Source organism: Streptomyces sp. ST2-7A (assembly GCF_021390475.1).
In the GTDB taxonomy this organism is placed as follows: Bacteria; Actinomycetota; Actinomycetes; order Streptomycetales; family Streptomycetaceae; genus Streptomyces.
Genome location: NZ_JAJUWS010000012.1, coordinates 21,619 through 43,932, shown reverse-complemented (window position 1 = coordinate 43,932; position 22,314 = coordinate 21,619). Strand labels below are relative to the sequence as shown.

The window sequence follows — 22,314 nt, the reverse complement described above, 5'->3', positions numbered from 1 at the left end:
TCCCGGAGAGCTCACGGAGCCTCTCCCTCCCTCAACGGGGCGGCTTACCTGCGGGCTTTCCGAAACGGAGGGGGATTGCGGCCCGGGAGCGACGCCGACGGCCCATCCACCGACGGCGAGCCGGGCGCACACCACCGCCGCGCTCCCCGGGAGCATCGGTTGCAGGATGCCGGGCACACGCCATGTCCGCACGAGAAGAGCGCCGCCCGTGACCAGCGCGCCGCCGCCGAGCCACTTCGCCATCCGCCCGGCCATGTCCGGCGCCTCGGGTGGTTGGCCACCGTTGCGGCTGTCCGGCCCACCCCGTGATCCCATAGCCGTGGAGCAGCCGGACGGTAACCACCGGGTCGATGACGAGTAGGGCCGTGCCCACCCCGACCTGCCCACCGATGGACGACCGAGTGGACCCCCTCGTCCCCGCCCCCGCTCCCTCCCCGCACGGCGTTCCGCCCCGTACACGGTTCGGTGTGCGGGTGGAGCAGCCGTCACGGACAGGGAAGTCGCCTTCTCGGTGGTGTCGTTGACGCTCGTACGGCGGAAAGGGGTCGGCCGCGGGGGACCCGGCGCCGGAATCGCCTCGGGCGAGGGGTTCACGTGCCCCCGCGTGCCCCGCCGGGTGGAGAGCCGGAACGGGGACGGCCCCGGACCGGATGTGCAGGTCAGGGGCCGTGCGGGGCGGAGGCTGTGGGATTTGAACCCACGGTGAGGGGTTACCTCACGACGGTTTTCAAGACCGCTCACCCCAACGGCCTGTCACCCCTGCTGACCTGCCGAAACGCGGAGAACTCGACCGCTCGGTGGCCATCCTGGCCACAGGATGGCCACAGCCACCGCAACGGCCGCTTCTCCTGGAGCCTCGAGCGCTTCGTGGGAAGCTGAGCTGTCGATAGACCTGACCCTCATTTGGTCGAGCACGGCCACCCATCGTTCCGGTCCTCATTTCTGAGGGCCACTCAAGCTTTTTGAGGCAGTATGGGCTGGACGCTGGACACAACGGGCCTCACCGGGCTCCCAGGGCTGTCACTTCCGCAATGCGGGATCTGCCACGAGGCGGCTTGTGAATCCGGCATCGCGCAAGCGCTCATACGCTGCGGTGACGTCCTTGGGTATGGGCTGCTCAATCATGAACCCCTGCTGCGGGTAGATCATGAGTCGCTGCTGTGCACCGGCCAACATGTCGATGACCAAACGCGCGTCTCCGATCGAGTCGACGTAGTCGGTCAGGGTCATGGGTGTGGACACGCTGACCCACTCGACTTCGGGCCACAGCTTGCGGGCGGTTGCATAGGCCCGTCGTTCTTCATACGGCTTGCTGACCAGGAGGACGGATGAGACGGGAGTCCTGTGTTCTTCGAGTAGTTCGCGAGAGAAGCGGATGTTCTCTCCCGTGTTCCGGGCCCGCGCCTCAACAAGGATGACCTCGGCTGGCACCCCCAGTTCCATCGCCCGCTCGCGGTAGTGCTCGGCCTCCCCTCGAGGCATGCGGTCGTGTGTGGTGCGGCTGGTCGCCCCGGTGAAGACAATCAGCGGCATCATGCCCCGGTGGTAGAGATCAGCGGTTGTCTCTGCGACTCCGAGGTCATGACTGCCGAGGCCGATCGCGACAGAGCATGGGCGCGGTTCATGGCCCATCTGCTGGAAGTCCCAGAGTCGCTGGGCATCAGCCCATGTCTGTGCTGAGATCACTTGCTCTCGCCCTCCGCTTTCGCCGAGTCGGGGACCTTGAAGTCGTACGTCCAGGAGAAGCGCGTCGCCGCGTGAACGCCGATCGCGAACTCCACCACGGTCCCGTCGGCCGTGTACGTCGTCCGGTGCAGCTCCACCACCCATTCGCCGGGCGCGAGCTGGAGCAGCTGGACTTCGTCCGCCGTGGGGGTGCGAGCGAACAGGGTCTCCTGCATGTGGTCGATTTCGTATCCCGCGTCGTACAGGACACGGAAGCCACCGCCCCGACCGGCGGGTCCCGGCGTGGGGTCGACGATGCGCGTCCCTTCCACGTGCTCGGGACGGTAGTAGCTGGTCAAGGTGTGTGTTGGCTGTGCGCCTTCCTTGACCACGCGCGCCCGTGCGTAGACCTCCGCGCCTTCCGGTAGGCCGTGTGCCCGGGCGACGGCGGCCGGTGCCGCTACACGGCTGACGGTCTGGGTCTGTTCGTTCCGCTTGTACGTGCGTCCGGACGCCACGCGGTCCGCGATGAAGGCCACCTCATCGCCGTCCCGCCACTTGGCCTTGTCGTACCTCGCGATGCCGAGTCGCTTGAGCGGGGCCCGCTCACGGACGACCGTGCCGTGGCCGCGTGAGGACGTGACCAGCCCTTCGGCTTCCAGCGCCTTGTAGGCCGCGTGGACCGTGGACTTCGAGCCTTCGCCCGCTTCCACCAGGTCCCTGATCTGCGGCAACTGGTCACCGGGCGCGTACTCGCCCTTCCTGATCTGTTCGGCCAGTCGGTCCGCGAGCTCTCGCCACTTGGGCGCCATGCGGCACTCCTTTCGACATCGACCAGTGAAACACAGTCCTAGGACTGTTGACAGTCTCGGGACTGCGGTGCATGGTTATCTCGAGTCGCCCGCAGTCCTAGGACTGCAAGGGAGATTCGCTCGGATGGGCCTTCTTTGAGCTGCCCACCTGACGGTGGGTGGGCTCTCGTCTCGCTAACGAGGGGCCTGCGTTACCGAGCACTCGGTGCCCGGAGGCGTCCCGTGAAACGGCGCTGAAGGAAGCACCCGGACCTTGAGAACTCAACAGAGTGCATCAACGCAGATCAACGAGTGTTTTTGGTCCTCGCCACCGGCCGAACGGGGTCGGTGGCGGGGGTCATGGCCACTCGTGGTCACCCCGGGGATGCGGCGGTCAACCACCACCACAGACGACCCGCCGCCCCCGGATCCCCTTCCGACTACCGAAAGGACCCCACCATGTGGGCGAGCATCATCGCGGTCATCGGCACTCTCGCCGGAGCCACCGTCGCCGGTCTTCTCCAGCACCGGGCGGCCCGTGCCGGTCGCACCGAGGAGCGCGCGGCCGAACTGCGGCGCGACCGCATCACCGCCGTGACCGAGCTGGCGGCGTCCCTCAGCGACCACCGCCGGGCGATGTGGGAGCTGAAGGACGCCGAACTGACCGACGCCTCCCCCGACCGGGTGCGCAAGCTCCTCGACACCTCGCACGAGACCCGCTCGGAGATCACCTCACCGTCCGTTCGCGTCCGGCTGCTGGTCTCCGACGCGACGGTCCGGAACGCGGCCGTTCGTGCCACCCGCGCCACCTACGCCATCCGCGACGCGGCCGACCTTCGGGAGCTGGAGTCGCTGCGCGCCGGTGCCCTGGAAGCTCACGACGCCATGGTCGAGGCCGCCGGAACCTCTCTTCGCTGAGCCCCACCAGTGCTCTTGATCCCCGCCACCGGCCGAACGGGGTCGGTGGCGGGGGTCATGGCCACTCGTGGTCACCCCGGGGATGCGGCGGTCAACCACCACCACAGACGACCCGCCGCCCCCGGTCTTCCTTCAACCGACAGGAGAGACCCGTTGTGAAGAGCTTCATCGGTCGGCACGAGGTACGCGACCAGCACGACTACACCGAACTGTCCCTTGGCACCGACCCGGCCCTGTGGTTGGGAGTCGAGGGAGAGAGCGACACCGAACGGGCGGCCCGGCTGGACGCGGCCCGGGACATCCTGGCCGATGACCCCGGCCTGTACGCCCGTGCGCTGCGGGCCGTCGCCCCGCACCTCCCGGAGACCTCCGAGGTGCCGGTTGCCGTCCTGTTCGTGGCGGGGGTGGCGGCGTGAAGCTGCAAGCGTTGATGGGCAACAGCGGCGGGGTGTGGAAGGTGTTCGTGCCCCTGCTGGGCAGCGTCTCCAACTGGCCCGAGCACCGGTGGCCGCACGGGGTGCCGATCCCGACTCCGGCCGCGCGCCGGGAGGTGCTGGCCGATCTGGGCTATGAGCCGCTGCCGGGTGCCGCGTGGCGGTGGGAGGAGTGTCCGGCCGCTTCGGCGGAACCGGACGACCCGCACGCGCCCGTGGACCTGATCGCCGCCATCGAGCTGCGCGAGCGCGGTGGGGAGGTGGCGGCGTGAACGCGGTGAAGTCGTTCCTGCTGTGGGCGGGGCTGCTGGCCCTGGTGTGGGTCTTCCCCTCGCTGGCCGCCGCCGTCATCGGCGTGGCCGGTGCGCTGGCGGTACTGGCCGCCGGTCACCCGGTCCTGTTGTCCTTCGCTCTCGGGCTGGCCGCCGGTACCCGGTGGAAGCGTCGGATGCGGGGGTGGGCGGCATGAGTGCCACCGAGATGAGCACGGTCATCGGCCGGTCGCTGACCCGGGTGCAGAAGGTCGTGTTGACGGCGGCGTTCGTGCCGATGTTGGCCACCGGTGTCGCGGGTGGGATCGGGACGTACAGCAACATCGAGTCCGCCTACGGCGCGGGTACCGCGATGGGTGCGGTGGCCGCCGGTGAGGGTGCGACGGCGGTGTTGGCGCTGGTGCTGCTGGGGTTGACGCTGTTGGGGCAATCCTCCCCGGCGGTGGTCCGGGCGGGGCTGTGGCTGCTGCCCGCCGCCGCGTCCGCGATGTCGGTGACGGCCGCCGACGATGTGGGGCAGATGGTCGTCTACGCCATCACCCCGATGGGGATGACGGTGGCCGCCGAGGGGATGGCCTTCCTGGCCCGGCGGATCGTGGTGCACCAGAACGGCGGTCGGGATGTGGAGGCCGACGCCCGGGCGGCGGCGGTGGTCCAGGAGTTGGCCTACCACCGGGCCCGCGCCACCTCCCACCCGGATGAGGGCAAGCGCAGGGCCTCCGAGCGGCGGGCCTGGAAGCTCGCCCGCCGGGTCGGTCGGGAGGACCCGGCGTTGGCCGGTCGGCTGCTGACCATCCAACGCGACCGCTTGCAGGCCGGTGCGGACGCCGCCCTGGCCGCCATGTTCGGCGGCACCCCCACCACCCCGACCGATGTCCCGACCGGGGTTCCGGTGCTGCCGGTGGCCACCCCTCTCCCGGCCGTCGTGGCCGCCCCGGTCGACGCGGTGGCGAATGCGGAGGAATCCATACGGACGACTGCAAAGTGGTCGCCCCCTGGCCTGCCCGAACAGCCGTCCGCCCCCGGGGCCGGGTCCGACCCGGTCGCCCCGCCGGTCGGGCCCGAATCCGACTCGGGGAGCGCTTCGGTCGCCCCCGACTCCCCGCCCCGACCGCTGGTGGCCGCCGCCGACCGACCCCGACCGAGTCGGCTCACCACACCGGTGCCACCCTCCGCGACCCGCACAGCCGTGCCGCGCCGATCCTGGGACCAACTCCTGACCGAGGCGCGGTCGGTGACCGACGACTGGGCGGATGAGGCGTTGACCGCCAACGCCATCCGACAGGCGGTGCGCACCTCCGCCGACAACGCCCGCCAACTGCGCGAAGCCCTGCGCGCCGAACGTGCCGAGAGGGTGAGCGCGGCGTGATCCGGCGGCGTGTGCTGGACCTGTGCTGCGGCGCGGGTGGTGCGGGGCGGGGCTACGCCGAGGCCGGGTACGAGGTCACCGGCGTGGACATCCGCCCCCAGCCGAACTATCCCTACCGCTTCGTTCTCGCGGACGCGATCGACCACCTGGCCGACCTGATCGACACCGGCGAGATCGAGCGCTACGACCTGGTGCACACCTCCTGGCCGTGCCAGACCTTCGCCCGGGTCACCGCCTGGCGCGGGAACCGCGACTCCCACCCGGACCTGCTGACCCCCGGCCGGGAGCTGTTGGAGCGGTGCGGGCGGCCGTGGGTGATGGAGAACGTACCCGAGGCCCCGATCCGCCCCGACTACCTGTTGTGCGGCTCGATGTTCGGCCTGAACATCCGCCGCCACCGGGCGTTCGAAACCTCCTGGGGCGGGGGCGGGCAACTCCTCCCGCCGTGCTGGCACCACCCCCGCCTCCTGCCCTTCGCCCACAAGGGCGAACGGGCCTACGCGGACGCCATGGGCTGCACCTGGATGACCAACCGGGAGGCACGTCAGGCCATCCCACCGGCCTACACCCGGTGGATCGGCGAAACCGTGCACTCCCACCTCCCCGAAACGACCCTCCGGTGAGCCGCGCGTACGCGGATGTCTTGGACCCCGAGGGGGTCCGGTACGGCATCCCGACCTATCCGTGGCGGGCCGCTCCGGAGGGGTTGGCGACCCGTCGCCAGTTGCGGGCGGTCGGGTTGCGGCCCGGTGGTCAGGAACCGGTGGCGCAGGTGATGCGCCTGCGTCGCCGGGGCCGGGCCCCGCTGGTCGGCCACCTCTACCGCATCGAGCGCGCCAAGCCGGTCCGGCCGATGACACCGGGCCGGGCCGAAGCGTTGGCCAAGGCGATGCAAGCGCGCCGGACCTGTCCGGCCTGCGGGCGGGTCGCGGACTACTGCATCCCCACCTCGCTCGGCATGTGTGTGCCGTGCGCCTATCCCACCGAGCTGGCCGCGTGAACCGCCGCTGCTGACAGCTGCCCGATCCGCCCGGCCCGGTGCCGGGCGGTGAGGGGAGCCGGGACAGACCCGGCCCGCGCCAGACAAGGGGAATCACCGTGTCCGACTTCACCCACCTGTGCGTTTTGACGATGGAAGCGGCCGGCGGCCGGCGGATGACGTTCTCCACCGAGGTCCACCTTCCGCCCGGCATGACCCGGGGCGAGGTGTTCGTGCAGGCCCGTGACCACCTCGCCGACCAGGAGCCCGCCATGGCCCGGGGCGTCGTGTTGTTCTTCGACGTCCAGCCCCTCGCGCTCTGAGGCATCACCCCCACCGAATCGCCCTGTGGGGCGGCTGGAGGCTTCCCGGCATCGGCCGCCCCACAGGGTCCCACTTCGTTCGAGTCGAGCCCGAAGGAAGGGTTTGTTCATCATGACCGACACGACCACGGCCGTGAACGGGACCGCGCCGCCGGTCCCCCCGGCGGCCATCACCCTGGCCAAACCCACCGATGCCACCGCACCCACCATCCCGATCCCGGTGCCCGCGCCGGTGCCGGGTGTGGTCCCGGAGACGTTCCGCCCCACCGAGGAGACCGCTTCGGTCATCCCGGCCGCCGGAGAGGAGAGCGAGGGGAGCGGTCCGCGTCCGGTGGATCCGCCCGGTCTGGCCGGGTCGGGGGTGCGGGGGGAGGTGCGGCGGCCGATTCTGGCGCCGTGGCTGACCCACCGCGCGGACCTGTTTGCCACCGTGGGGCGGGCGGGGGCGCGGGCGGGGTATGTGTGCGCCTACCACGGCCTGCGCACCGTGGGCGGGATCTATCCGGCCCGGTTGGCCTTCCGCGCGCCGGTGGGGGCGGCCCGGCTGGTGCGCGGGGTCTGGCGCTGGGCCTCCGATGCGGAGAGCGCTCCGTTGCGGGCCCACGCGGTCAGCACGCAGGACAGCGAGGAGTATCTGCGGCTGGATCGCACCCGGATCTCCCGGGTGCGATGGCGCTCCCTGGTGCTGGCCGCCTCGCTGCTGTTCGGCACCACCGGAGCGCTGGCCCTGTATGTGGTGGCGCCCGGTTGGCTGGCCGCCGTCGCGGCCCTGTCGGTGGCGGCGTTGGGGATGGCCGGGCAGGAGCGGGATCGGCCGGTGATCGGCCCGGCGGTGCAGGTCACCGAGGTGCCCAAGCTGACGTCCTCACTCGTGCTGCGGGGGCTGGATGCCATCGGCCATCCCCGGATCGGCGCCGCCATCAAGAAGGGCGGGGAGATGAACGGGATGCGCTTCACCTCCGAGATCACCCGGGATGGGCCCGGCTACCGGGCCGAACTCGATCTGCCCTACGGCGTGACCCCGGACGATGTGATGGACAAGCGCACCGAACTGGCCTCCGGCCTGCGCCGCAAGCTCGGCTGCGTGTGGCCCTCCGGCGACCCTGCCGAGCACGAGGGCCGCTTGGTGCTCTGGGTGGGGGACAAGCCGATGAACGAGACCCGCCGCCCGGCCTGGCCACTGGCCAAGAAGGGCACCGTCGACCTCTTCGCGCCCGTGGCGTTCGGCAACGACCAGCGGATGCGGGAGGTCGAGGTGACGTTGATGTTCGCCTCGGTGGTCGTCGGCTCCATCCCCCGGATGGGCAAGACCTTCCTGATGCGGCTACTGCTCCTCATCGCCGCCCTTGACCCGCGGGCCGAGTTGCACGCCTTCGACTTCAAGGGCACCGGCGACTTCCGGGCCCTTGAGCCGGTCTGTCACCGCTACCGCGCCGGGGAGGAGGACGAGGACATCGAATACGTGCTGGCCTCCCTGCGGGAGCTGCGCGAGGAGCTGCGGCGCCGCGCCAAGGTCATCAAGTCCCTGCCGCTGACCCGCTGCCCCGAATCCAAGGTCACCCCCGAACTCGCGAATGACCGGGAACTCGGGCTGCATCCGGTGGTGGTCGGGTTGGACGAGTGCCAGGTGGCCTTCGAGCACCCCGACCACGGGGCGGAGTTGGAGGCGATCTGCACCGACCTGGTCAAGCGCGGCCCCGCGCTGGGCATGGTCGCGATGTTCGGCACCCAACGCCCGGACGCCAAGTCGCTGCCCAAGGGCATCTCCGACAACGCCGTGCTGCGGTTCTGCCTGAAGGTCATGTCACAGGTGGCCAACGACATGGTGCTCGGGCAGAGCATGTACAAATCCGGCTACCGCGCCACCATGTTCGCCCGCTCCGACAAGGGCATCTGCTGGATGGCCGGTGAAGGCGACGACCCCCGCATCGTCGCCTCCACCTTCATCGACGCCCCCGCCGCCAAGACCATCGCCGCCCGCGCCCGCGCCGCCCGGGAGGCGTACGGCAACATCACCGGCCACGCCGCCGGACACGCCCCCGAGACCCCGGATGAGGGCCCGGACGTGCTGGCCGACGTGCTGACGGTCCTGGAGGCCGGGGAGGACAAGGCGTGGTCGGAGACCATCGCCGCCCGCCTGGCCGCCCTGCGCCCGCAGGTCTACGCCGGATGGGAGGCCGAACAGCTCACCGCCGCGCTCAAGCCGCACGGGGTGCGCACCCGCCAGGTGTGGGGCACCACCAAGGCCGGAAAGGGCGCCAACCGGCGCGGCATCACCCGCTCCGCCATCACCACCGCCATGACCGAACGTGACCAAAACCGCGATCGGGACTGAACCGGAAGCCCGCTAGGACTAGCGGCCCCTCCTGCTAGACCTAGCGTCCCCGCTAGCGCCCCACCACTGCGGTGGCCTGCGACCTAGCTTCTAGCAGGCCACCGCCCCCACACCCGCGTTCTCGCCTAAAACCCGCCCGGGAGGCACCCGTGCCCACCACCCTCGCCTGCCTGTTAGCCATCACTCTCGGTTACATCCTGCTGTGTGCGGTCGCCCCGTTCCGCACCTGCCGCCTGTGCAACGGACTGGGCTTCGCCCTGCGCACCGACCGACACGGACGCCCCACACGCGGCCGGGCCTGCCGCCGCTGCCACGGCAACGGCCGACACCTGCGCACCGGCCGCCGCGCCCACGAACTCGCCGCCCGCATCCACCACCACGCCACCCCCCACCTCAGGAAGGGCCCGCGATGACCGAACCCCGCATCACCCTCATGGCCGCAGGCGAACTGCGCGACGCCCTCACCGCCCACCGCGCCGGGGACACCCCCGCCGCCATCGCCGCACTCATGAGCATCGACCCCGACTCCTGGGCCGCCATCGAACACCGCCTCGCGACCCTCGGCGGCACCCTCACCGAACTGCTCCCCGACACCCACTGAACCCTCGAAACCGCCGGGGCGGCGGTCAACCACCACAGACGACCCACCGCCCCGGCTTCCCCAACCGGCCATACGACCGACAGGAGATACCAGGATGACATCCGACCCCCGTTCCGCGCTGCTGCGCGCCGCTTTGGATGCGGCCGAACGCGGTTGGCCGGTCTTCCCGCTGCGGCCGGGCACCAAGCGCCCGGCCCTGCACCGAGAGGACCGCTGCCCCGGCACCGGCCCGTGTGCGGCCGGGCACCTGAAGTGGGAGCAGCGCGCGACCACCGACCCGGCCCGTATCCGCGCCGCGTGGTCGATCCGCCCGTTCAACGTCGGCATCGCCACCGGCCCGGCCGCCCTGGTCGTCATCGACCTCGACCGGCCGAAGGACGGATCGGACACGCCTTGCGGCGTGACGACCTTTCGGGCGCTCTGCGAGCGCGCCGGGCACGCCGTCCCGGATACCTACCGGGTGCGGACCGCCAGTGGTGGGGAGCACCTGTACTTCACCGCCCCCGAGGGGGCCCGGTTGGGCAACACGGCCGGGACCATCGGCGAGCTGGTGGACTCCCGGGCGTGGGGCGGCTACGTGGTCGCGGCGGGCAGCACCACCGACACCGGCGCGTACGAAGCCGTGAGCGGCGGTGCGGTGGCCCCTCTGCCCGAATGGCTGCACACCATCTTGAAACCCGCCCCCGCACGCCCCGGGGGGCCGCTGGTGCTTCCCGTGGTCGACGGCAGCCGCGCGGCCCTGGCCGCACTCCGAGCCGAGTGCGCCGTGGTGGCCGCCGCGCCGGACAAGCAGCGCAACACCACGCTCAACCGCTGCGCCTTCAAGGTGGGGCGGTTCGTCGCCTGGGGCGACATCTCCCGGCACGTGGTCGAGGAGGCCTTCCAAGGGGTGGGAGAGGGGCGGGGGCTGACCGCTGTTGAGTGCCGCGCCACGATCCGCAGCGCTCTGGACGGCTCCATCCGCAAGGCCCGGCCCCGGGAGGCGGCGTGAACGCCCCCCGATCCTCCCCCTTGGAAGGCCAACCGCCAGCGAGGGGCGGGAAGGTCGCCGAACCCGCCCCGCCCCTACCCACCGTGGGCGGCCGACAGGTCGTCGCCCGAAGGGCGCCCGAAGAAGGCTCGAACCCGCACCGGCCCACCGGGCGGTTCCCGGTGGCGTGGCTGCACATCGTCGCCCCCGGACGCGGCACCACCCCCACCGCGAGCAGCTGGTGCGAGTGCGGGCACCGGGCCCGCGCCGTCGGCCGCCTTCGGGTGCTCGCCCTGATCGACACCCACCGGGCGCACCGGGCTCTCTGCCCCCTGCGCACCACCACGACGAACGAGAGGAGGGGAGCGGCGTGACGGGGAAGGAGGAGTTGCCCGCGCCGTCCAATCCCCTGGCCGTCGCGCGGCGGTTGCTGCCGGACTGGCGGGATGAGGCCGGGCGGCTGGTCTTCCGGCGCTGGCGTTCGTCGTGGATGCGCTGGCACGGCTCGTGCTGGCGGGAGCTGGACGAGCAGCAGGTACGCGCCGGGCTGTACCGGCGCCTGGAGCACGCCGTCTACGACGGCGGGGAGCGGGACGGTCAGCAGGTGATGCGGGAGTGGGCGCCGACCAAGCAGAAGATCGGGAACCTGCTGGACGCGCTGGGCGCCATCACCCTGCTGCCCACCGAGATCGACGCCCCCGCCTGGATTGACCCAGACGCCGAACGGGACCAGGGCCCGATCGTGGCATGCCGAAACGGGCTTCTGCGCATCCGTGATCGGGAGCTGCTGCCTCACACTCCGGGGTTCTTCAACCACGTCTCGGTGCCCTTTCCCTACGACCCCGGCGCCACGGCGCCCACCTGGCTGGAGTTCCTGGGCAAGGTGTGGCCGGACGCCCCCGATGCGGTGGCCGCCTTGCAGGAGTGGTTCGGCTACGTGTTGTCGGGGCGCACCGACCAACAGAAGATCCTGCTGATGGTCGGCCCCTCGCGTTCGGGCAAGGGCACCATCGCCCGGGTGCTCAAGGAGTTGGTCGGCCGGGACAATCTCGCCGGTCCCACCCTCGCCGGGCTGGGGACCAACTTCGGGCTGGCGACTTTGATCGGCAAGCCGCTGGCGGTCATCTCCGACGCTCGGCTCTCGGGCCGGGACAACAGTCAGGTGGTGGAACGGCTGCTGACCATCAGCGGTGAGGACACCATCGACATCGACCGCAAGTACCGCGAACAGTGGACCGGCAAGCTGCCCACCCGAATGATGCTGCTCTCCAACGAGCTGCCGCACTTCGGGGACGCCTCCGGGGTCATCGCCCGCCGCTTCATCGTGCTGAACATGACCGTGAGTTGGCTGGGCAAGGAGGACCCCACGCTGTTCGACCGCCTGGTCGCGGAGATGCCCGGCATCCTCAACTGGGCCCTGGAAGGGCTGGCCCGTCTCCAGCGCACCGGGCGGATCACCGAACCGGTCTCCAGCCGCGAGGCGGTCACCACCATGCAGGACACCGCCTCCCCCACCTCCGCGTTCATCCGCGAACGCTGCACCACCGGCCCGGCCTGCACCATCCCGGTGGACACCCTGTGGGCCGTCTGGCGCGAGTGGGCCGAGGACAACGGGGTGCGCCCGGGCAACAAACAGCTCTTCGGCCGCAACCTGCTCTCCGTCGTCCCCCAGCTCAACCGCACCCGGCCCCGGGCGCCGTCCGGCGAGCGGATCGCCACCTACCACGGGATCACCCTCACCGGTTGACCCCACATTCCCCCGGGTCGCGGCCCATCGCGACCCATCACCCCTGACCTGCCGCTTTCCCAGATCCCCGGCACGGCCCGTCGCGGCCCGGGCACCCATGCCCCGGGCCGCGCCCGGCCGTCCGGGACCGAAACGAAAGCGCAGGTCACAGCCTTGGGCCGCGATGGGCCGCGACCCACAGCAATGTAGGTCCAACTTCACCGAGGAGAAGTGACCATGGCCCCCGAACGCATCATGCTCACCCTTCCCGAAGTCCTCGCCGAGATCCGCATGAGCCGCGCCGCCTTCTACCGCATGAGGGCCCGGAGTCAGGCTCCCGCGCTCATCAAGCTCCCCAACGGACAGCTCCGGTGCCGACGCAGCGACCTGGACGCGTGGTGGAACGCGCAGGGGAGCACCGCCGCCTGACAAATACCGTCCGAGAAATCAGCCCCACCGGGGCGCGCCGTTCGTCGGCGCGCCCCGTTCCTTTGCCGCAAGGAGTGCGTTGCTTACCTACGACGTTCGCATCTGGGGAATCAGGGCCCGGAACAGCAAGTCCGCCCCCTTCCAACTTCGCTGGAGGGTGGGCCCCGAGGTTCACCAGGAGCGCTTCCAGACCAAAACTCAGGCGGACGGCCGCCGATCGGAGTTGATGTCGGCCCTTCGAAAGGGGCAGCAATTCGACACGGATACCGGACTTCCCGCCGATGAGCTTCGGGAAAAGAACTCCCCCACCTGGTACGCCCATACCTGCGAGTACGTGGTGATGAAGTGGCCCGGGGCGGCCGGGAAGCAGCGCGCCAGCATCGCCGAATCGCTGGCGGTCGTCACGGCCGCGCTGACCGATCAGCGCAAGCGTGGGGCTCCCCCGGCGGACGTGCTGCGACGCGCCTTGCAGCAGTGGGCCTACCAGTGCCGACGTGACGGTAATGGGGAGCTGGTGAACCGGCTGGCGCTGGAGGACCCCCCGGAGGAAGAGGCCGGGGCCCTGGACTGGCTGGCCAAGCACTCGATGAAGGTCTCCGAGCTGGCCGATGCGACGAAGACGCGACAGGCCCTCACGGCTCTTTCCCTGCGTCTCGACAGGAAGCCTGCGGCGGAGAACACTTTTCGTCGCAAGCGAGCGGTATTCAGCAACGCCCTTCGCTATGCCGTCGAGCGGGGTGCACTTCCCGGAAATCCTCTGGCTCGCATCGACTGGGACCCTCCACAGACCGATGACGAGGTGGATTTCCAATACGTTCCGAGTCCTCGACAAGCCATGACTCTGGTACGTGGCGTCGCCGAGGACGGCCTGAGAGGCGAGCACCTGGAAGCGTTCTTCGGGTGCCTCTATTTCGCCGCCATGAGGCCATCCGAGGTGGCCGATCTGAAGAAGAGCAACTGTCGTCTCCCGGACTCCGGATGGGGCGAGCTGCTGTTGCGGGGAAGCCGCCCCGAGGTGGGCTCCGGTTGGACCGATGACGGCGAGTCCTACGAGGCACGAGCGCTCAAGCGTCGGGCTCGCAAAACCACCCGGCCCGTCCCCATCCCGCCCGTTCTCGTCGGCCTACTGCGGGAGCACCTGGAACGGCACCGGACAGCACCGGACGGCCGTCTCTTCCGGGCCGTCAACGGCGGTCGGGTGCGCTCGACGGAGTACACCGAGGTGTGGAAACGGGCCCGTGAGCGTGCGCTGACCCCGGAGGAGGTGGCTTCGCCTCTGGCCGAGGTGCCCTACTCCCTGCGGCACGCGGGCGTCTCGCTCTGGATCAGGGCCGGGGTCGACCCCACGGAAGTGGCCCGCCGTGCGGGCCACAGTCCAGCGGTGCTGTGGCGGTTCTACGCGAAGATTCTTCGCGGGCAGGAGCACCAGGCGAACGCCTTGATCGAGGCGCACCTGGGTGACGAGGTGGGCTGACATCCTGGCCACAGGTTGGCCACACGCGCTGGTCAAGAGTGGGACAAGCCGAGACAGGCCCGCACGCTCTGTGAGCGGAAAGAGCGGCCTCCCATTGTGGGGGCCGCTCTGACCTGCTGTTTCGTTGTCCCTGCGGAGGCTGTGGGATTTGAACCCACGGTGAGGGGTTACCCCACGACGGTTTTCAAGACCGTTCCCTTAGGCCGCTCGGGCAAGCCTCCCGTGCCCGTCCCACCAGGGGGCGGAGCGGCTACAGCCTACCGGCCGGAATCACCGGGAGGGATCCGTGGTCCGGACGGGGTCCTCCGGCTCCGGTTGGAGCCGCCCACCGGTCACCACTCTCTCCCGGGCGGAGGGCACCTGTACCAGGGTAGAAGCCTTCTCCTCGGGGCCCAAGACGCTGCGAGCCCGGACCTCGGCACCGGGGCACCGGGCTCGCTCGGTCACTACCGGAGGGACCGGAACGCCCCTTCGAGAGCCAGCGGCCGGTAGAGCTCCCTCGCGTGGCGCCCCGAGGTGGCCACTTCGTCGCAGAGCTTCCGCAGCCGCCGGGGATCGATGATCCCGAAGTCGACCAGGACGGACTCCGGGAGCCACTTCCGGAGCAGAGGCAGGCCATGTCGGAACATCGCCTTCTCGCAAATTCCTGAAAAGTTCTCACGCAAGCGTGGATGAATCACATCTCGCGAGAACCCTTCCACTTCCAGCAATGCTCGCATCAGACGCTTATTCCGACGCCATTCCAAAGGTAGCGACTCGGCGAAACGCAGTACGAGGGGACTGGCCAAAGGACTGATCGGCCACAGCCCGTTGGACATGGCAGTTCTGCTGTGAACCGCCAACGCCGCCAAAGTAGAGGCGTGCAGAACCGAAGCAGGAGCCAAGTCCGCCTTAAGAGAGGGCAAAAGTTTCTTGGCACACGGACCGAGGTGATCGGGGATCGGGTGCACGTTCCATGCGTCACCCGTAATCTCTCGCTCCTCGGGTCGCTGGAAGCACAACTCATCTCCTCCAATTCCGGTGAAGAGCCATCGAACCCCCTCTGCGGACAAGCGTCTGTAAAGCTCGCCCATAGCCTCAACATAGGTTCCATCCGTTGGGCTGGACCGTCGCCCCAAGAACCGGAATCCTGCCGGGTGAAACGGGCCATGGTTCCCAGCACGTAAGGTCACGTCGGAGCCCAATTGCCCGTGCTCGATGATCTGATTCCGTCGCCGGGCCTGCTGAACTCCCACTTCTCCATCAAGAATGAGAGCAGCGGTCCGCATCGGGCCGATGGTTCGGGAAAGAGAGACAGCCGTCACAGTGCTGTCCATTCCGCCGGAAAGCTCGACAGCACTTCGGGAGAGATCCACGGGCCTTGCAGAAACCTCTTTTTGCAGAAGGTCGGCGAACACGGAAACAGGTTCTGCGTCGAGGCGCAGGATCCGGGGACGAGAGTGCAGAGCTGCTTCCGGGTAGTGAATTCTCAGACCTTTTATGGCATCCCATACAGCCGTTGCACGCTCGGTAAGAAGTCGGCTCGCACGAAATGGCGTGGCCGTGCTGTACCTCGTCCTGTACGACAGGGTTGCGGTTACCTCCCTGAACTCCATTTCCTCAACCTCAGGATCCAGATCAAGAAGATCCCAGGAACCGGCCAGAAAATTCCCGAAGGAACGTAGGTAAACCGGAGCGACACCGCGTTCACCTGTTGAGACACGCACCTCCCCATTCGGACTTGTGTGAACCGTTACGGCCTGCAAAGGCCAGCACTCGGGCAACCTGATGCCATCCTGGAAGACGGGATCGGACAAGCGACGCCGAGTCGAAAAAAGCCGCGCTTCCCCAGTGGCAACCTCCCGTACCACGAGACATGAAGCCCTAGATGAGTTCTCCGTCATTTCATGCTCGATGGCGGGATGGTCATACGGCTCAATCCATGAAGACCCGGAAGCCCACCGCCTCCCGTCCCACTCCCACCTCTTGCTTCCATTCGACACGGTCAGCCTCATCCTGAGCATCGCTTTCTCCTCCCCCTCACCTACAAACCGGGGCCGACCCCGCAAGAGGCCGACCCCGGTAAGATGACTCAGATGTCGTCGGTCTCCGTATTGGTGTCGTCGTTACCCTGCTTCTTGGTGTAGAGCAGTTCCAGCGCGGGAACCTCCCTGACCTCCTGGTCAGCGAAGACCCCGTCGAACGGCGAATCCTGCTGCATTCTCACTTTCCTTTCTACTCGTTGACCTTTTTGGTGGTGCAACCGTCGCTCATGGGAACGACGGAGTCTGTGATGACCCCAGCCAACTCGGGCTGAGGCTCGGAAGGACGAGCCATCAGGTATGCCCTATGCCCTTTGCGTTCTGGAGTGTGGACGAGCTGCCAACCCTGCTCGTCTCGGTAATAGACCATGAGTCGATGAGAAAAAGTTCCTCGTCGAACCCAATCAATGCCGTTGTGGGCCGCGCGATCCAGCGCCCATAGCGCCATGATCTGCCCGGGCCGCTCTCTCCGATAAGCAGGGTGGGTGAAAGAAGTTGCGAGAAAGTAGGCGCTTTGCTTCAGTTCTTCATCACTCCATCCCCATGCCGGCGTCTTGTCGTACAAGCTGGTGCAGCCAATGACACGCCCCTCCGGGGAAACCAAAACCCAAACCGGTTTACCTGATCCCGCCTGTGACGCAATCACTTCCACATCCTCATTACTGCGAGGCCAGTCCGGAATTCCCTGCTCACGCATCCATGCCATACGTTCCCGGACCATCTCTGAAATCTGGCCCCGATCCTCATCCAAAGCGAGGCGCATTTCGTACACTGAGCACCCTTCTAGCACTATTCATTCATTCCTTGGGCCGCAGCCGACAACTAGCCCGGATGATTGTCCTGGTGCTTGATCGCCACCGTCACGAAAGAATCAGAAGACTAGACAGCTACATGATTGAGTTCGTTCAATCTCCAGTCGACGACAAAGTCGACCTTGATGGGTCGGGCCGAAACCGAGTAGAAAACTTCCCCATCGTGGCGCCCACATATTCTGTCGATCCCACCGGCGTTGACACTGATTTGCCGACCCTGCACCAAGGCGGAAAGCTGAATTTCTTGATACCGAATGTCACTCCTCCACTCCCGAAAGACATGGCCGGGATCCGGGCTGTGAGGGGTGGAGCGCGTGGAACGGGAAAGCGGAAGATTCTGGCTTCGGGTCCAACGCCTCGGACAGACGGCGTGCTTGTTCCCGCATCCATCTCAATGCCAGACGTGGAGAGGCCGCTCGATATCCCCCGAGTATCCATTCCCCTTCGGCTTCGGGGCTGTGGGCGATCACCTCACACCAGTAACCGTCATGGAACTCCGTCATCGCCAACCCCCGGACACCAGGCGGTATGAGTGTGTCTCCACCAGACGGAACGTGAAGTGCTCACCATGGCCGACCCGGTGCTCCCGCACCCAATCGACCGCGATGCGCCGAGCCGTGTCCCGACCGAGAGGGGATTCATCCCCGGGTAGCTCCACCGCCGGGCCTGCTCGCTCACACACGGCGCACTGCATGGTCACGGTGAAGGGCTCCGCATCCGGTTCCGTGTACACCTCGACGGTGAAGACGCGCATTCGATGAATCTCAGGACCCTCGCCGCCGAGTGACCTGAGGTGTGCCGCAATGCGTGCGCTCAGCTCCGCCTGACGCTCCCGCAGGTCACCCAGAGGGAGTGGCTCGGCCGATCCAACGTGACGTACTTCTTCGATCTCATCGACGGAACGCCGGACCTGGTCGCTCATCCCTCCTCCTTCCCCTGCTCCACTCCGAGGCGTACTGCGGCAGTCAACCTCCGAGCGGTCTCCACGTTGCAACGGCCCAGACCGATCAACGCCAAGGGGACGGGGCTCGTACACGAGGGGATGTCGAGGCCGAGTGACGGCAACCGAACACCGGCCTTCTCCAACGCGGTGGCCAACTCGTCACGGACCAGTTCGGCTTCCTGGATCTTCTCGGCTGCCGCACCATGTCTGCCTACCATCGCCACGTGTCTCGCTCCATGCGTTCGCCTGCCGCTTCGGCGGGGGATCACTAACCTTGCTCACTCCAGCGTGGCCCCGTCCGACCACAATCAGTAGGCATTCATGTCCCCAGTGCCCTTTGGGGAGATGGGAGATGCACCGTGCCCGCACGTCCGCGCGAACTCACCCCCGACCGGAGTAGCAGGCATCTCTTCGGTGCGAAGATGCGTGCTCACAGGGAACGGGCAGGCCTGAGCCTGGAAGCCCTGTCAGAGGTGGTGAACATCAGTCGGAGTCACCTGTCCCGTATCGAGACCGCGGACTCCATGCCTCCTCCCGACCTGGCGGCCCGCCTGGACGCCGCCTTCGGCACGGATGGCATCTTCGAGGAGCTGTACCGACTTGCGAGCAAGGAGATCCACCCCGATCAGTTCCAGCGCCGTATGGACCTTGAGTCGCGAGCCCAGGTCATCGGGGAGTACAGCGGTCAGATTGTGCCGGGTCTCATGCAGACACCGGAGTACGCGCGGGCACAGTTCAGAGAGGCCAACCCATGGGCATCGGAAGATCGGATCGAGGAGCTGGTCACCGCTCGTCTGAGTCACCAAGCTCTACTGGAGTCCACAGCCGCTGCTCTCAAGGACTACTCGGCTGTGCTCGATGAGGCGGTGCTCCGGCGGGGCTTCGGATCGCCGGTCGAGATGCGGGCCCAACTGTCCCGGCTCCTGAAGCTGACGCTCACGCAGAGAACCATGGTGCAAGTTCTCCCATTCTCCTACGGGGGACATGCACTGGTGGGTGGCTCCCTCACCCTGATGACCTTGGGCGATGGCAGGCGAGTGGCCTATGAGGAGAGCATCACGACAGGGACGTTGATGGAGGACCTGGAGAGCGTCACCGATCGCGAGCGGGCATACGATCTGTTGAGGGTATCGGCCCTGTCGCCCCGGGACTCGGCGGCGTTCATCAAGTCCGCGATGGAGGCACTTCCGACATGATCACCCAGCCTGACCTCTCCCTCGCGGAGTGGGTCAAGTCGAGCTACAGCGGCAACGGGGGCGGCAACTGTGTTGAATGGGCACCGGATCACACCAACACGGGTCCCGTCCGGGTTCGCGACAGCAAGAGCCCACACAGCCGTCCGCTCGCCTTCGAGTCGTCGGCGTGGGCGGCGTTCGTCACCGTCATCCGTGGTGATGACCTCGCCGTGTAGCTTCCACATACCCACGTGAAGCCCCGCTCTCCGCGAAGGAGGAGCGGGGCTTCGTCATTCCTGGTCACCCGGTTCAAAGTCTCTCAAACAGTTGCCCGCTACCACACCGACTGTAGCTAATTTTTCCAACTCCATGCCACCAGAGCAGCGAGCCCATTAAACTCCTTAGCACAGTAATCAGTACTACTCCTCGACGGTCAGAGAGAACCGATGGGGACCATCGACTTCAATTGGATAAAACCACGAAGGATGCATTATGGCAAAGTACGGCGCAGACTACCTGAAGCGACTGTTTGCCGCAGTGGAGAGATTCGAGCAAGCCTTCAACCACTGGATGGAAACCCAGGTGGAGAGCGACCATCTCAGCTCCCGCGGCCTGCACCCCACCGTCCGGGTAAAAACTGGACAGGATCAGGCGGTGGAACGAAAGCTTGAGCTTGATGTGGCGGAGACTGCGGGTGCTGCCGCGAGGGCTGTTGCCATTACCGGGGCGAGTATTGGTGTCGCCGGGATCGGCACCGTCGATCCCATTGCCAATTGGTCTCTCATGTCGTCGCCCAAAGCGCTTTTCACTCCCCAAGAAGTTCGCACCACGGCAGCCACGGTTCGGGGGCGGCTGAGCACAATGATCGACGAAGCGGAGGCAGAAACCGAGTTCGCCCTACCGGGATTCGCACCGTCCCAACTGCATCCGATCATCTGGACCGCAGCAGCCGCACACTGGACAACTCATCAGTACAGGGTTGCCGTGCGGGAGGCTTCTGAAGCACTCACATTGCACTGGAAGACAGTTTTGGGTCGCCACGACAGCAATGACACGCCGTTTTGGCAAGAGACGCTCTCACCCGGCGATCCCAAACCTGGCAAGCCCAAGCTCGTATGGCCCGGTGACCCTACTACCAAGACATGCAAGAGCATGCGGGGTGGTTTGGAGCCACTGGGCAAGGCGCTGACCAATCTGGCGACCGGATTGAATCTCACCGTCAGGAATGTTACGACGCACACTCGCGACGAATTGACCGAACAGGAAGGCATGGAAAGGCTCGCAGCATACAGCTATTTTGCCCGCTTGCTCGAAAAATGCGAAATCCATCGCGTCGGCGATGGGCCAAGTAGCGCCTGATTCATTTTTCAAGACCGTTCCCTTAGGCCGCTCGGGCAAGCCTCCCGTGCCCGTCCCACCAGGGGCGGGGCGGCTACAACCTACCGGCCGGGGTCACTTGACGGGATCCGTGGTCCGGACGGGGTCCTCCGGCTCCGGTCGACTCCGCCTCGGCCCGCCCTCCTCCCTCGACGGGGCGCGCTCTCGGAACTCCCGGGTTCGGAGGGTGAATCTCTCCTCTACGGCAAACGTGCCGACTTGCCGCCCCGGGGCCGACTGATCCCTCGCGGTGAAGGCCGGGCGTTCCCACCGGGAGTTGGGCGAGCCGGTCGGAGCGTGACCCGAGGCCGGGGGTTGCCGCCCACCCGGTGAGAGCGGGCGGGCGGCAACCCCGGTCGGGGTGAGGGGGATCAGTCGGGGAGTCGGTCCATGATCCAGGTGCACAGCTCCGCGGTGACGGCCGTGTGCGCGGTGGTGGTGGACGAACAGAGGAAGTCGTCCAACTCGCTGTTCTCGGGGCCGGCTTCATTGATGCTCGCGTACAGGTCGTCCTGCTTCTCAATGTCGCGGATCGCGACGGCGCTGACCGAGGGGACGAAGCACACGTCCTCGTACCGCAGGTCCGCCCTGCCACCGAGCTTCTCCATCGCCCGGGCGAGGATCCCGTAGGTGTGCAGCGTTCCGCCCGGCGCGCCGTCCAGCTCCGGGAAGTCGTCGGTCGTGATGGTCCTCTCGGCCTTCGGAAGCCTCCGGTTCAGGTAGGCGGCCGTCGCGTCGTCGCCCCGGGCCTGGGCGTGGAAGGTGGTGCCCGGGTAGATCCGGTCGATCCGCAGCGCGACCTCGCCGGGCGTCACGTCCGGCAGGCCGACCCCGTCGCCTCGACCGTTCGCCACGCCGATCTTCAGCGGGATCATCGGCCAGTTCCCGACCCGTTCCAGGGCGGTCAGGAACTCCGCGCGTTCGGGGGCCACGCCGATCTTGCCGGTGTCCTTGTCGTGGTGCCGCCACAGCATCTGGCGCGCGGCCGGGCTGTTCATCTGCCTCGCGAAGTCGTTGGGGAAGGGGATGAAGTGCGAGAACGCCTGGACGCCGACCGGGATGGAAGCCCCGCGGTGGGGGCTGTCGTAGGAGAAGTACAGCGCGGTCCGGTGGTCCATCCGTCGCGTCTCCATCCGGGCGAGCGCGTAGCGGGTGACCATACCGCCCATGCTGAAGCCGCCGACGACCAGGCGGGCGTCGCCCCGCTGCTCGGCGACGGTCCGCATGATGGCGGCCTCGACCGCCTGCGCGTTGTCCTGGATCGACGCGCTGCGTTCCTCGAAGCCGAGCAGGATCACGTCCCTGCCGCAGCGGCGCAGCTCGCCGATGAACGGGAAGCCGCTTTCCAGACCCCGGTAGAGCTCGTCGAGCCTGCTCCGGCCGAGGTTGAAGCCGTCCGCCATGATCACGGGCCGCACGAGACCACCGCGGTTGCCCTCGCCGGGGAAGACCCACGCGAAGCCGTTCGGCAGGGTCCACTCCTCGTGCTCCGGCACCTCGATCGCCCCGGCGGACTCGGGGGTCGGCACCCCACCGAGGGTGAACGTACCGACGTTGGGCTCGGCCGTCTCGGCCATGGTCGTACTCCTTCGTGGGAGGGGGAAACGACGTCATCATGCGGGGCGATGCGGACGCGCCACTCCTCTGAGCTGCGGAGTTCACCACATGTGATGGATTGTTGACAGGGAATGTTTGACGTG

The 22,314-nt window shown here is 67.7% G+C and carries 28 protein-coding genes and 2 tRNA genes; 20 read left to right on the top strand and 10 right to left on the bottom strand.

The genetic code is table 11. The annotated features are described in order from the left end of the window. The first annotated feature begins 208 nt into the window (after positions 1–208). A complete protein-coding gene (locus tag LZF96_RS09805; protein WP_233868868.1) occupies positions 209–361 on the top strand; it encodes a hypothetical protein in 153 nt (50 codons plus the stop codon). A 315-nt stretch (positions 362–676) separates the two neighbouring features. Here LZF96_RS09805 and LZF96_RS09800 read toward each other — a convergent pair. The 3 genes from LZF96_RS09800 to LZF96_RS09790 all read right to left on the bottom strand — a co-directional run bounded on the left by LZF96_RS09800 (position 677) and on the right by LZF96_RS09790 (position 2,477). Next, positions 677–752, bottom strand: a tRNA-OTHER gene (locus LZF96_RS09800). A gap of 268 nt (positions 753–1,020) precedes the next feature. Further along, entirely contained in the window at positions 1,021–1,686 is a 666-nt protein-coding gene (locus LZF96_RS09795) for a YdcF family protein (protein WP_233868866.1), read from the bottom strand. After that, positions 1,683–2,477, bottom strand: a complete 795-nt coding sequence (locus tag LZF96_RS09790; protein ID WP_233868864.1) for a GntR family transcriptional regulator — start codon at positions 2,475–2,477, stop codon at positions 1,683–1,685. Before LZF96_RS09790 ends, LZF96_RS09795 begins: the two co-directional genes overlap by 4 nt. 438 nt (positions 2,478–2,915) lie before the next feature. Between LZF96_RS09790 and LZF96_RS09785 the strand changes: the two genes are divergently transcribed. From LZF96_RS09785 to LZF96_RS09710, 16 genes are all read left to right on the top strand, one after another. Then, positions 2,916–3,374 carry a pRL2-23 gene (locus LZF96_RS09785; RefSeq protein ID WP_233868861.1) on the top strand — a complete coding sequence of 153 codons (459 nt, stop codon included), beginning with the start codon at positions 2,916–2,918 and terminating at the stop codon, positions 3,372–3,374. Positions 3,375–3,529: 155 nt separating this feature from the next. Beyond that, complete coding sequence (locus tag LZF96_RS09780) at positions 3,530–3,790, top strand: hypothetical protein (RefSeq protein WP_233868859.1); 261 nt, start codon at positions 3,530–3,532, stop codon at positions 3,788–3,790. Continuing rightward, positions 3,787–4,080, top strand: coding sequence for a DUF6303 family protein (locus LZF96_RS09775; protein WP_233868856.1), 294 nt, complete (start codon positions 3,787–3,789; stop codon positions 4,078–4,080). The genes LZF96_RS09780 and LZF96_RS09775 overlap by 4 nt, the downstream gene beginning before the upstream one ends. Then, on the top strand, positions 4,077–4,277 hold the full coding sequence (locus LZF96_RS09770; protein WP_233868853.1) for a hypothetical protein: 201 nt from the start codon (positions 4,077–4,079) through the stop codon (positions 4,275–4,277). Before LZF96_RS09775 ends, LZF96_RS09770 begins: the two co-directional genes overlap by 4 nt. Beyond that, the gene (locus tag LZF96_RS09765; protein WP_233868851.1) at positions 4,274–5,449 is read left to right on the top strand and encodes a conjugal transfer protein; all 1,176 of its coding nucleotides are present in this window, start codon (positions 4,274–4,276) and stop codon (positions 5,447–5,449) included. The genes LZF96_RS09770 and LZF96_RS09765 overlap by 4 nt, the downstream gene beginning before the upstream one ends. Beyond that, on the top strand, positions 5,446–6,072 hold the full coding sequence (locus tag LZF96_RS09760; RefSeq protein WP_233868848.1) for a DNA cytosine methyltransferase: 627 nt from the start codon (positions 5,446–5,448) through the stop codon (positions 6,070–6,072). Before LZF96_RS09765 ends, LZF96_RS09760 begins: the two co-directional genes overlap by 4 nt. Next, positions 6,069–6,449, top strand: coding sequence for an RRQRL motif-containing zinc-binding protein (locus LZF96_RS09755; protein WP_233868845.1), 381 nt, complete (start codon positions 6,069–6,071; stop codon positions 6,447–6,449). Before LZF96_RS09760 ends, LZF96_RS09755 begins: the two co-directional genes overlap by 4 nt. A 98-nt stretch (positions 6,450–6,547) precedes the next feature. Further along, positions 6,548–6,751 (top strand): hypothetical protein, encoded by a 204-nt coding sequence (locus LZF96_RS09750; RefSeq protein WP_233868842.1) that lies wholly within the window; start codon positions 6,548–6,550, stop codon positions 6,749–6,751. Between the two features lie 112 nt (positions 6,752–6,863). After that, complete coding sequence (locus tag LZF96_RS09745) at positions 6,864–9,086, top strand: FtsK/SpoIIIE domain-containing protein (RefSeq protein WP_233868839.1); 2,223 nt, start codon at positions 6,864–6,866, stop codon at positions 9,084–9,086. 149 nt (positions 9,087–9,235) lie between these two features. Further along, positions 9,236–9,499 carry a hypothetical protein gene (locus LZF96_RS09740; RefSeq protein WP_233868835.1) on the top strand — a complete coding sequence of 88 codons (264 nt, stop codon included), beginning with the start codon at positions 9,236–9,238 and terminating at the stop codon, positions 9,497–9,499. Beyond that, positions 9,496–9,687 carry a hypothetical protein gene (locus LZF96_RS09735; protein ID WP_233868830.1) on the top strand — a complete coding sequence of 64 codons (192 nt, stop codon included), beginning with the start codon at positions 9,496–9,498 and terminating at the stop codon, positions 9,685–9,687. The genes LZF96_RS09740 and LZF96_RS09735 overlap by 4 nt, the downstream gene beginning before the upstream one ends. 94 nt (positions 9,688–9,781) lie before the next feature. Beyond that, a complete protein-coding gene (locus LZF96_RS09730; RefSeq protein WP_233868825.1) occupies positions 9,782–10,678 on the top strand; it encodes a bifunctional DNA primase/polymerase in 897 nt (298 codons plus the stop codon). A 161-nt stretch (positions 10,679–10,839) separates the two neighbouring features. After that, positions 10,840–11,031 carry a hypothetical protein gene (locus LZF96_RS09725; protein WP_233868820.1) on the top strand — a complete coding sequence of 64 codons (192 nt, stop codon included), beginning with the start codon at positions 10,840–10,842 and terminating at the stop codon, positions 11,029–11,031. Then, positions 11,028–12,404 (top strand): phage/plasmid primase, P4 family, encoded by a 1,377-nt coding sequence (locus tag LZF96_RS09720; protein WP_233868815.1) that lies wholly within the window; start codon positions 11,028–11,030, stop codon positions 12,402–12,404. Before LZF96_RS09725 ends, LZF96_RS09720 begins: the two co-directional genes overlap by 4 nt. Positions 12,405–12,620: 216 nt before the next feature. Beyond that, complete coding sequence (locus LZF96_RS09715; protein ID WP_233868811.1) at positions 12,621–12,812, top strand: AlpA family transcriptional regulator; 192 nt, start codon at positions 12,621–12,623, stop codon at positions 12,810–12,812. Positions 12,813–12,891: 79 nt separating this feature from the next. After that, positions 12,892–14,286, top strand: a complete 1,395-nt coding sequence (locus tag LZF96_RS09710; protein WP_233868797.1) for a site-specific integrase — start codon at positions 12,892–12,894, stop codon at positions 14,284–14,286. Between the two features lie 133 nt (positions 14,287–14,419). Here the strand turns inward: LZF96_RS09710 and LZF96_RS09705 are convergent. The 6 genes from LZF96_RS09705 to LZF96_RS09685 form a co-directional block, all read right to left on the bottom strand. Next, positions 14,420–14,507 (bottom strand) — tRNA-Ser (locus LZF96_RS09705). Between the two features lie 225 nt (positions 14,508–14,732). Beyond that, positions 14,733–16,289, bottom strand: a complete 1,557-nt coding sequence (locus LZF96_RS09700) for an asparagine synthase-related protein (RefSeq protein ID WP_233868795.1) — start codon at positions 16,287–16,289, stop codon at positions 14,733–14,735. A 68-nt stretch (positions 16,290–16,357) separates the two neighbouring features. Next, a complete protein-coding gene (locus tag LZF96_RS26505) occupies positions 16,358–16,486 on the bottom strand; it encodes a hypothetical protein (protein ID WP_267940683.1) in 129 nt (42 codons plus the stop codon). A gap of 14 nt (positions 16,487–16,500) precedes the next feature. Then, on the bottom strand, positions 16,501–17,070 hold the full coding sequence (locus tag LZF96_RS09695; RefSeq protein ID WP_374203186.1) for a GNAT family N-acetyltransferase: 570 nt from the start codon (positions 17,068–17,070) through the stop codon (positions 16,501–16,503). Between the two features lie 548 nt (positions 17,071–17,618). Then, complete coding sequence (locus LZF96_RS09690; protein WP_233868791.1) at positions 17,619–18,041, bottom strand: hypothetical protein; 423 nt, start codon at positions 18,039–18,041, stop codon at positions 17,619–17,621. Continuing rightward, positions 18,038–18,280: a hypothetical protein gene (locus LZF96_RS09685; protein ID WP_233868788.1), complete on the bottom strand. Its 243-nt coding sequence runs from the start codon at positions 18,278–18,280 to the stop codon at positions 18,038–18,040. The genes LZF96_RS09690 and LZF96_RS09685 overlap by 4 nt, the downstream gene beginning before the upstream one ends. A 141-nt stretch (positions 18,281–18,421) precedes the next feature. Between LZF96_RS09685 and LZF96_RS09680 the strand changes: the two genes are divergently transcribed. From LZF96_RS09680 to LZF96_RS09670, 3 genes are all read left to right on the top strand, one after another. After that, a complete protein-coding gene (locus tag LZF96_RS09680) occupies positions 18,422–19,258 on the top strand; it encodes a helix-turn-helix transcriptional regulator (protein ID WP_233868785.1) in 837 nt (278 codons plus the stop codon). Then, positions 19,255–19,473 carry a DUF397 domain-containing protein gene (locus tag LZF96_RS09675; RefSeq protein ID WP_233868783.1) on the top strand — a complete coding sequence of 73 codons (219 nt, stop codon included), beginning with the start codon at positions 19,255–19,257 and terminating at the stop codon, positions 19,471–19,473. Before LZF96_RS09680 ends, LZF96_RS09675 begins: the two co-directional genes overlap by 4 nt. Positions 19,474–19,729: 256 nt before the next feature. Continuing rightward, positions 19,730–20,596, top strand: a complete 867-nt coding sequence (locus LZF96_RS09670) for a TIGR02391 family protein (RefSeq protein ID WP_233868780.1) — start codon at positions 19,730–19,732, stop codon at positions 20,594–20,596. Between the two features lie 389 nt (positions 20,597–20,985). Here LZF96_RS09670 and LZF96_RS09665 read toward each other — a convergent pair whose 3' ends face one another. Beyond that, a complete protein-coding gene (locus LZF96_RS09665) occupies positions 20,986–22,191 on the bottom strand; it encodes a triacylglycerol lipase (protein WP_233868777.1) in 1,206 nt (401 codons plus the stop codon). Positions 22,192–22,314: the final 123 nt, after the last annotated feature.